The organism is Onishia niordana, from assembly GCF_004798965.1.
In the GTDB taxonomy this organism is placed as follows: Bacteria; Pseudomonadota; Gammaproteobacteria; order Pseudomonadales; family Halomonadaceae; genus Onishia; species Onishia niordana.
The window spans coordinates 1-254 of record NZ_SDSD01000128.1; the positions used below are offsets into that span (position 1 = coordinate 1).

A 254-nucleotide genomic window follows, 5' to 3' on the forward strand; every position below is an offset into this window, starting at 1 on the left:
CCGTCTTCTTGCTCCACGTTAATTGTTTCATTATCGATGAATTCAGCTGTTCCTTTAATCAACTCAATTTTATGCTTTTTCAGGAGCATTGCGATACCGCCAGTGAGTTGCTTCACAACTTTTTCATCTTTCCATGATTGAGCAGCGGCCCAATCAAGATTTACTTCACCGTTAGAAAGTCCAAAGGGACTTTTGCCTGCTTCTTGTTTAAGAGCGTCTTGATAGTGGTGTCCCACGTTAATCAAGGCTTTTGA

1 protein-coding gene is annotated in these 254 nt (G+C 41.3%); it reads right to left on the reverse strand.

Annotated elements, in window-relative coordinates; genetic code table 11:
* The coding region (locus ETC27_RS18200) for a hypothetical protein (protein ID WP_439331817.1) at window positions 1-254 on the reverse strand (254 nt) is incomplete at both ends.